General features: G+C 44.5%; 6 protein-coding genes. All 6 read left to right on the top strand.

Annotated features, from left to right (window positions below; all coding sequences use genetic code 11):
* On the top strand, positions 1 to 453 hold a 453-nt coding region (locus ABZB17_RS16220; protein WP_372651578.1), incomplete at its 5' end, for a RagB/SusD family nutrient uptake outer membrane protein.
* A gap of 11 nt (positions 454 to 464) precedes the next feature.
* Positions 465 to 2,207: a LamG domain-containing protein gene (locus ABZB17_RS16215; RefSeq protein ID WP_372651576.1), complete on the top strand. Its 1,743-nt coding sequence runs from the start codon at positions 465 to 467 to the stop codon at positions 2,205 to 2,207.
* 100 nt (positions 2,208 to 2,307) lie between these two features.
* Entirely contained in the window at positions 2,308 to 4,293 is a 1,986-nt protein-coding gene (locus ABZB17_RS16210) for a glucoamylase family protein (RefSeq protein WP_372651574.1), read from the top strand.
* Between the two features lies 1 nt (position 4,294).
* Entirely contained in the window at positions 4,295 to 5,653 is a 1,359-nt protein-coding gene (locus tag ABZB17_RS16205; protein ID WP_372651572.1) for a glucoamylase family protein, read from the top strand.
* A gap of 18 nt (positions 5,654 to 5,671) precedes the next feature.
* Positions 5,672 to 7,483, top strand: a complete 1,812-nt coding sequence (locus ABZB17_RS16200; protein ID WP_372651569.1) for a family 43 glycosylhydrolase — start codon at positions 5,672 to 5,674, stop codon at positions 7,481 to 7,483.
* Positions 7,484 to 7,504: 21 nt separating this feature from the next.
* The gene (bglX, locus tag ABZB17_RS16195; protein ID WP_372651566.1) at positions 7,505 to 9,790 is read left to right on the top strand and encodes a beta-glucosidase BglX; all 2,286 of its coding nucleotides are present in this window, start codon (positions 7,505 to 7,507) and stop codon (positions 9,788 to 9,790) included.
* The last annotated feature ends 149 nt before the right edge of the window (positions 9,791 to 9,939 follow it).

Raw genomic sequence — 9,939 nt, 5'->3', positions numbered from 1 at the left:
GAAGGCGATATTTTTAACAACAACGCCCGCCTGAATTTTGTGAGCGGAAAACACAGTCAGCCTTCTACTGAATTGATTCCCGGAAGAACATCTTACGGAAGTAACAAAAACTTTATCGTTATCCGCTATTCAGAAATGTTGCTGATGTACGCCGAAGCGATTACCCGTGGTGCATCAAGCAGTATTTCAATGAGTGCCGACGATGCGGTTAACATGGTTCGCGCACGTGCCGGATTAACCAGCTTATCTGGAGTTACCACACAAGATGTACTGGACGAAAAATTTGCCGAACTGGCAATGGAATGGGGTACCCGCTATTACGATATGGTGCGTACGGAAAACACAAGTGCCCTTTCGTATGGTGGAAGAACATTTACGATGGACAAAGCCTATTTGCCATTTCCGGCCGATCAGGTTGCTGAATTACCACAATTGGAAGAAGGAATTGACTAAAACAATAAAACATGAAGACTTATAATAAATTATTTATACTTGCATTGATACTGTTTTCTTTCAATGCATGCGATCAAAACTACATCGATGGAATATCGGCTGTAGATCCGGGAGCAGATGAAACAGCTCCTCAGGTTACCATTAACTTTCCGCCCGAAGGTTACGAAATTCAGACCAACGATGCTATTGCTTCGGTAGATATTGATTTTGAAGTGCGGGACGATATTGAAATCGGATCGATTTCAGTAAATATCGACGGTGCTGAAATTGCCAGCTATTCGGAGTTTACGGATTACCGCGTAGCAATGCGAACTTATACATACGATAATGTTACCACAGGCTCGCACCTATTAAGCATAACAGCCACCGACCTGGATGGTAAAACAACAACGGCAACTGTAAACTTTGCAAAATCGCCACCATACGTACCACAATACGAAGGCGAAATTTTCTACATGCCGTTTAACAACGAATTCCGCGAAATGAACAGCCTTCAACTGGCAACGAAAGTTGGAAATCCTGCTTATGCCGATGGTATTCAGGGAGGAACGGCTTACAGCGGAGCTGCTGATTCGTACCTTACATTCCCAACAACAATTCTGCAGGGAGCAACTGAAGTTAGTGCAAGTTTCTGGCTGAAAGTTGATAATACCATGGACAGAGCAGGAATACTGGTTGTTTCGCCTCCGGCTGACAATAATAACGACCGTACTAAAGGTTTCCGTTTCTTCCGCGAAAATGCAAGCGGTATGCAACGTTTTAAATTGAATGCAGGAAACGGCACTGCTGATAGCTGGTTCGATGGTGGAGCTGCTGCTGATGTTGAACCAAATACGGGCGAGTGGACACACTTTGCTTTTAGTATTTCAGAAACGAGCGCAGAAGTTTATATCAATGGAGAATTGGTAAAAGAAGGAGACTTCAGCGGAATTGACTGGACTGATTGTAATGTGATCTCAATTATGTCGGGTGCTCCAAACTGGACAGGATGGAGTCACTTCTCTGACGGAAGTTTGATGGATGAATTGCGTATTTTCAATACAGCGCTTACACAGGAAGAAATCCAAACCATTATGCTGAAAGAGCAGGCTTCTTTCTATATGGATTTTAACGGAGATTTTAAAGAAGCCATTAGCAGCGAAGATGCAACTGTTGTTGGTAATCCTTCATTGGATTATGGTGGTGGTGTTGATGGTGACGCCTACCAGGGAGCCGCTGATGGGTACCTTACTTTTTCAACTGCTGATGTTGACATCCAGGGAGAAGAATTCAGTGCCAGCTTCTGGATGAATATAAATGCAACGCCTGACCGCGCAGGTATTTTAGTTATGGGACCGGAAGATACCGCTAATCCTGATGCGCAAAACGACAGAACAAGTGGTTTCCGCTTCTTCCGCGAAAATGCCAGTGGCATGCAACGTTTTAAACTCAATGCCGGTAACGGAACTGCCGATTCGTGGTTTGATGGCGGCGCGGCTGCCGATGTTGATCCAACCACAGGTAACTGGGTACACATGGCATTTGCTATTTCGGGTACCGAAGCACGCGTTTACATTGATGGTGTTGAGGTAAAACAAGGTGCTTTTACAGGTATCGACTGGACCGGCTGCGACTTGCTTTCTATCATGTCGGGCTCACCACGTTTTAACGGATGGAATCACAAGTCGGACGAAAGTTTAATGGACGAACTGTACTTATTCAAAAAAGCACTTTCTGCTGAAGAAGTTGCTTTAATGATGCAGGACGGTTTATAGAGCAATACAAGGTAGTTTAAGAATTGGCCTACTGTGATATACAGTGGGTCAATTCAAACTTTTATTTGAATTTTAACAACACGCTTATCTGCATATATTGATGCGAATTTTCCATAAATTATTATTCCTCTTGTTGCTTACGGGAACGATTGTTTCCTGCAGCAAAGATGATTCCGAGGTAGAAAAACAAGGTGAAGATTTGGCAATATCTTACGCCTACATTGGAGAAACGGCACTTACCGCAAGTGGCGAGAATAAGAATGTGGCCATCGACGAAACGATTGAGATTCGTTTTAACACAGCAGTAAATACAGTATCTGCTGAAGCAAGCATTAATTTATTCGATGCAGCCAACAATTCCCTGGCATTAACTTTTTCCTACTTCAACAATAATCAGCTGGTAAAAATCGATCATCAGGCTCTGGATGAAAATGCAACTTATACCTTAACAATCTCATCCGGTTTGGAAGGGGCAAACAAAGAGCCTTTTAAAGGACAATCGTATACCTTTTCAACACTCACAACGCCTTTTGTTTTAGAAAGTGTGCAGATCGATGATGTGGCCTACAATCCGCTGTCGCGAATTTTAAACATCAACCGCAAACCGGTTATCCGGCTGCAATTTAACTCAGCTGTTTCAAAAAACGATATTTCCCTTTACTCATCGTATTCCAGCAATGGCGCGTCGGTAGCATCAACATTTAATCAGGTAGACGAAAAAACAATTTCTGTTGAGATTTCGCAGGAAATGGAAGGTTTTAGTAAAAACGTTTTTGCCATTTCATCAGACATTGAAAATCGTATTGACCGGTCGTTCGACGGGCTGGAACTGAACTTTTACACACAAGCCGATACTACTCCAAAATTCCCTGTAATTTCTAACGAAGAATTATTAACGCTGGTTCAACGGCAAACTTTCAACTATTTCTGGGATTTCGCGCATCCGGTAAGCGGATTGGCACGCGAACGAAATACTTCGGGAAATACGGTTACCACAGGCGGTTCCGGCTTTGGAGTGATGTCGATACTGGTGGGTATCGAACGCGGATTTATTACCCGCCAGCAAGGAGTTGACAGGCTGGAAACTATTGTCGACTTTTTAACCAACGCCGATCGTTTTCACGGTGTGTGGCCACACTGGCTAAACGGCGAAACCGGAAAAACCATTCCGTTCAGTACTAACGACGATGGTGGCGACCTGGTTGAAACCGCATTTATGATGCAGGGATTATTGACCGTGCGTCAATACCTGAATGCCGGTAATTCGCAGGAATCATCTCTGATCGATAAGATCAATACGCTTTGGAAAAGCATCGAATGGGATTGGTACACACAAGGCGGACAAGATGTGTTGTACTGGCACTGGTCGGCCAATAACGACTGGGCAATGAATATGAAAATAAGAGGTTGGAACGAAGCACTTATTATTTATGTTCTGGCTGCTTCGTCGCCAACGCACACCATAAGCAAAGACGTATACACCAAAGGCTGGGCACGTGATGGCGACATGATGAACACCGGTAACAATTCGTATTACGGTTATACTTTGCCATTGCGCAGCGACATGGGCGGTCCGTTGTTCTTTTCGCACTATTCTTTCCTCGGGCTCGATCCGCGAAATCTTTCCGATCAGTATGCCAACTACTGGGAGCAAAATGTTACCCACTCAAAAATAAATCAGGCCTACTGCGCTGATAACCCGCAAAACTATGTGGCCTATTCCGATGAATGTTGGGGACTTACGGCCAGCGACGGTTATTCGGGCTATTCGGCACACTCGCCAAACAACGACCGGGGTGTTCTTACACCTACTGCAGCGCTGTCGTCGATGCCTTACACACCTGAAGAATCGATGGAAGCTTTGCGCTATTTCTACTACACGCTTGGAGATAAATTGTGGGGAGAATATGGATTCTACGACGCTTTTGATTTTACCAACGGCTGGGTGGCCGATTCTTACCTGGCTATCGATCAGGGGCCGATTGTAGTAATGATTGAAAATTACCGGACCAACCTGCTTTGGGACCTGTTTATGTCGTGTCCTGAAGTAAAATCCGGATTGACAAAACTTGATTTCACATACTAGCATGAAGAAGATAATATTTCCAATACTATTGATGGCATTGATTTCTACAATTGTTTTTTCGGGGTGCCAAACCGGAAGCCAAAAATCAGCTGAAGAGATACAGGAAGCCAAAAATTCACTTGAGGATTCGTTGCTGAATTTGGTGCAATACCAAACCTTTCAGTATTTCTGGGACGGTGCGGAACCGGTTTCAGGAATGGCACGCGAACGTATCCACATGGATAATGTATATCCGCAAAACGATCAGGATGTGGTAACACTTGGCGGTTCAGGATTTGGAGTGATGGCCATTTTGGTTGGTATCGAACGTGGATTTATCACACGCGAGCAGGCACTGGAACGTTTTCAAAAAATTGTGGAGTACCTCGGAAAAGCCGATCGTTTTCACGGTGCATGGCCACACTGGCTCGACGGACCAACAGGTAAAGTAAAGCCGTTCAGCAAAAAAGATGATGGCGGCGATTTGGTGGAAACGGCTTTTATGATTCAGGGATTATTGGCAGTTGCCGAATATTATAAAGGTGGAAATGAAGCCGAACAGCAGCTGGTTGCCGATATTCAGCAACTGTGGGAAGACGTGGAATGGGACTGGTACACGCAGGGAAAAGAAGTGTTGTACTGGCACTGGTCGCCTAATTATGGCTGGGACATGAACTTCCCGGTGGGAGGTTATAACGAGTGCCTGATTATGTATGTTCTGGCGGCTTCATCGCCAACGCATCCAATTTCGCTGGCTGTTTACGACAAAGGCTGGGCGCTTAACGGAGACATTGCAAAAGACACCATTTACTACGGTCTGAGTACCGTGCTTAACTTTTACGAACACAACGACGATCCGATCGGTCCACTGTTTTGGGCACATTATTCATACCTTGGTCTGAGTCCGAAAGGGCTAAAAGACAAGTATGCCGACTACTGGAAACTGAATGTAAATCATGCCACAATTCATTATCGTTACGCGCTTGATAATCCGAAAAACTACAAAGGATATGGCGAAAATCAATGGGGATTTACGTCAAGTTATTCCATGCGCGGTTATGCAGGTCATCGTCCCGGAGATGCCGACCTGGGAGTAATTTCTCCAACCGCTGCACTTTCATCGTTTCCGTATACGCCAAAAGAATCAATGCAATTTCTTAAATACCTGTATCTGGATGCCGATTCACTGGTGGGAAAATACGGGCCTTACGATGCCTATAGCCAGACAGAAAACTGGTATTTGCCACGTTATCTGGCCATCGACCAGGGACCGATTCCGGTAATGATAGAGAATTACCGAAGTGGACTTTTGTGGAACTTGTTTATGAGAAACGAAGATGTGCAGGCAGGACTTGCCAAGCTGGGATTTGAAACACCGTAACAGATAGAATAAGAAGCAATGCAAACCTTAAAAAAACTCGTTGGAACAACTTTATTTGCCCTGCTTATAATCAGCAGCGGTCAGGCACAAACTATTGTTCCAAATACATACTGTAATCCGCTGGATATCGATTACACCTACATGGTTTACAATTCGGCCCGTAATATTTCTTATCGTTCGGGTGCCGATCCTGCAGTTATTGAGTTTCGCGGCGAATACTATATGTTTGTCACCCGCTCCTTTGGATACTGGCATTCATCCGACCTGGTGCACTGGGATTTTATTAAACCGCAGCAATGGTTTTTCGAAGGATGTAACGCACCAACTGCTTTTAATTACAAAGATTCGTTGGTGTATTTTGCCGGCGATCCGGCAGGCTACGGAAGTATTCTTTATACCGACGATCCGAAAAGCGGCAAATGGACACCTACCCCATCCATCTCGAATAATATTCAGGATTCGGAACTTTTTATTGATGACGACGGAAAAACCTATTTGTACTGGGGCTCGTCGAATTTGCATCCGATTCGGGTTAAAGAGTTGAATAAAGATGATCGTTTCCTTGAAACGGGAGTAAAAAAAGACCTGATAAACCTGGTGGAAGAAGAACACGGCTGGGAACGTTTTGGAGAAAACAACTTTCATCCAACCTTAAAAGAAGGTTACATGGAAGGTGCCTCGATGACCAAACACAACGGAAAATATTACCTGCAATATGCAGCGCCCGGCACTCAATTTAATGTTTATGCCGATGGCGTTTACGTTGGCGATTCGCCACTGGGGCCTTTCACTTATATGAAAAACAACCCGATGAGTTTTAAACCCGGCGGTTTTACCAACGGCGCAGGCCACGGTATAACAGTAAAACAAACCAACGGACAGTACTGGCATTTTGCAACTATGGCCTTGGCTTCTAATGCGCAATGGGAACGCCGTCTGTGCATGTTCCCAACCTACTTTGATGAAGATGGTTTGATGCACTCGAACACAGCCTATGGCGATTATCCGCGTTTTGGCCCCGATCATCCCACAAAAGCCGGCGAGCATTGTGGCTGGATGTTACTGTCGTACAAAGGAAAAACTACCGTTTCATCGTCGTTGCAACAGATTATGAAATTTACCACAAATAACGATGAGGTTGAGGTACACGAATTGCCCCTCGAAAGAAACGATAACGGAGAAATTACCGCCAATGTGTTGACCGATGAAAACCCGAAAACATTTTGGGTGGCTGAAGCCAACGACGATAAACAATGGATAAGTATTGAGATGTTGAATTCCGGAAATATTTATGCTTTTCAATTGAATTTCCATGATTATGAATCGGGTATTTATACACGCACCGAAGGGTTGCGGCATCGTTTTATTATCGAAGCGTCGACAGACGGAAGTAACTGGAAAACCGTTGTTGACCGCAGTAACAGTTACAAAGATTCGCCAAACGCGTACATTGTGTTGAATCAGCCGGTGGAAGCAAAATTTGTTCGTTACAAAAACATCGAGGTTCCGGGAAATAACTTCGCCATGAGCGAGATTCGGGTATTTGGATTGGGACTCGGTAAGAAACCTGCCGCAGTAAAAGATTTTGAGATAACACGCCATGATGACCGCCGCGATATTTCTTTCTCGTGGAAACCTGTAAAAGGTGCGCAGGGATACAATATCCGCTGGGGAATTGCTCCCGATAAACTCTACCAGTCGTGGCAGCTTTACGACACTAACGAGTATTTTATGCGCTGTCTCGATCGCGATACGCCCTACTATTTTTCAATAGAGGCCTTTAACGAAAACGGGATTTCGGAACAAACGGAACCAATTAGAATTGATTAGTAACTATAAAATTCGTTAGATATGTCACGCTTTTTACTATTTGTTGCAGTACTATTTTTATTTGCAGGATGTGGAACACCGACGAGCAACTCAGGTGATTCTGAAATGGATGTTTTTGTTTCCGATTTGATGGGGAAAATGACCATCCAGGAAAAAATTGGTCAGCTGAACCTGATCACGCCGGGAGGTGGAATACCCACCGGATCGGTAGTAAGTACCGGTGTTGAGGAGAAGATAAAAACCGGAAAAGTAGGTGGTATTTTTGGCGTTTACGGGCCGGGAAAAACCCGTCAGGCGCAGCAATTAGCGGTGGAAGAAAGCCGTTTGGGAATTCCGATGATCTTTGGGTCGGATGTTATTCATGGCTACAAAACCACGTTCCCACTGCCACTTGGATTAGCCAGTACCTGGGATATGGAATTAATAGAAAAAACGGCACAGATTGCTGCCAAAGAAGCTACTGCCGACGGTATTTTCTGGAACTTTTCGCCTATGGTTGATGTATCGCGCGATCCGCGTTGGGGACGAATTTCTGAAGGAGCAGGTGAAGATCCGTTTTTGGGTTCTGAAATTGCAAAAGCAATGGTAAATGGCTATCAGCAAAACGACCTGACCGCGACTACAACAATGATGGCAACCGTAAAACACTTTGCCTTGTACGGAGCTGCCGAAGCCGGACGTGATTACAATTCAGTTGACATGAGTCACCTGAGAATGTTTAACGAATATTTTCCGCCGTACAAAGCAGCCATCGATGCCGGTGTTGGTTGTGTAATGTCGTCGTTTAACGATGTGGACGGCGTTCCGGCCAGTGGCAACAAGTGGTTACTTACCACCGTATTGCACGATAGGTGGGGATTTGATGGTTTTGTGGTTTCCGATTATACTTCGGTAAATGAAATGATTGCTCACGGTTTGGGCGATTTGCAGGAGGTTTCTGCCCTTGCATTAAAAGCCGGTTTGGATATGGACATGGTGGGAGAAGGATTTCTCACCACACTCGAAAAATCGCTGGAAGAAGGTAAAGTAACAGAGGAAGACATTAATGTCGCTTGCCGCCGGATTTTGGAAGCGAAATACAAACTGGGTCTATTTGAAGATCCGTATCGTTACTTCGACAACAGCCGCCCTGAAAACGATATTTTAACCGCAGAACATCGCAAGGTCGCAAGAGAAGCTGCGGCCAGTTCGATGGTACTATTGAAAAACGAAAACCAGTTGCTGCCACTAAAAAAATCAGGAACTGTGGCTTTGGTTGGCCCGCTGGTTGACAGCCGCAGCAATATGCTCGGAACATGGGCGCCAACAGGAGATTTTAATCTGGCGGTTACCGTTTTGGAAGGCTTTCAAAATGTGGTTGGCAATGATGTAAATATCCTTCACGCAAAAGGTGCAAATATTAGCGACGATCCCGCATTTGCAGAAAAAATTAATGTTTTTGGCCCAAAGATTTTTATCGACGAGCGTTCGCATGAAATCATGTTACGCGAAGCTTTTGCAGTGTCTCAAAAAGCAGATGTGATTGTTGCAGTTGTTGGAGAAGCCACAGAAATGACAGGAGAATCATCAAGCCGCACGGATATTTCCATGCCGCCAAGTCAAAAGAAATTACTGAAAGAACTGGCAAAAACAGGTAAACCGCTGGTTGTTGTAAATATGAGTGGCCGCCCAATGGAAATTGGCGAGGAAGTGGAACTGGCGGATGCTTTCCTACAAATGTGGCATGCCGGTGTTGAAGGCGGAAATGCTTTGCCCGACGTTCTGTTTGGCGATTACAATCCTTCGGGTAAATTAACAGCGACTTTCCCTGTTAATGTTGGTCAGGTGCCAATTTATTACAGCATAAAAAACACAGGTCGCCCGCAGGTTGGCGATACCTTTCAAAAATTTAAATCGAATTATCTGGATGCACCCAACTCTCCCCTTTTCCCCTTTGGTTATGGGTTGAGCTACACATCCTTTGAGTTCAAAAACTTAAGTATTGACAAAGCAACAATCACCAATAATGACGAATTAAAAGTATCAGTTGAGGTGACCAACACCGGCAATTTTGATGGTGAAGAAGTGGTTCAGCTGTATATCCGCGATATGGTAGCCAGTACTACTCCTCCGCTACGTTTGCTGAAAGGATTTGAAAAAGTTTCTATTTCAAAAGGCGAAACCAAAACGGTGGAATTTACCATTACCAACGAAGATCTGGCATTTTATCATTCCGACCTTTCGTTTTATGCCGAACCCGGTGAATTTGAAATTTATGTTGGAGGTGATTCAAACGCCTCGCTGGCAACAAAATTTACATTGCAATAAAAACCTAAACCAACTAAAATGAGAAGTTTTTATGTCATAGTTCTATTTGCATTTGTTCTCCTTTTAGGAGCCTGCTCGCAAAAAGAAAATACACCGCAGCGTCCGAATATTATTTTTATCATGAGCGACGATCATGCGTACCAGGCCAT

It is taken from the genome of Draconibacterium sp. (genome assembly GCF_041583095.1).
GTDB lineage: Bacteria > Bacteroidota > Bacteroidia > Bacteroidales > Prolixibacteraceae > Draconibacterium.
This window is presented reverse-complemented; position numbering and strand designations above follow the sequence as displayed.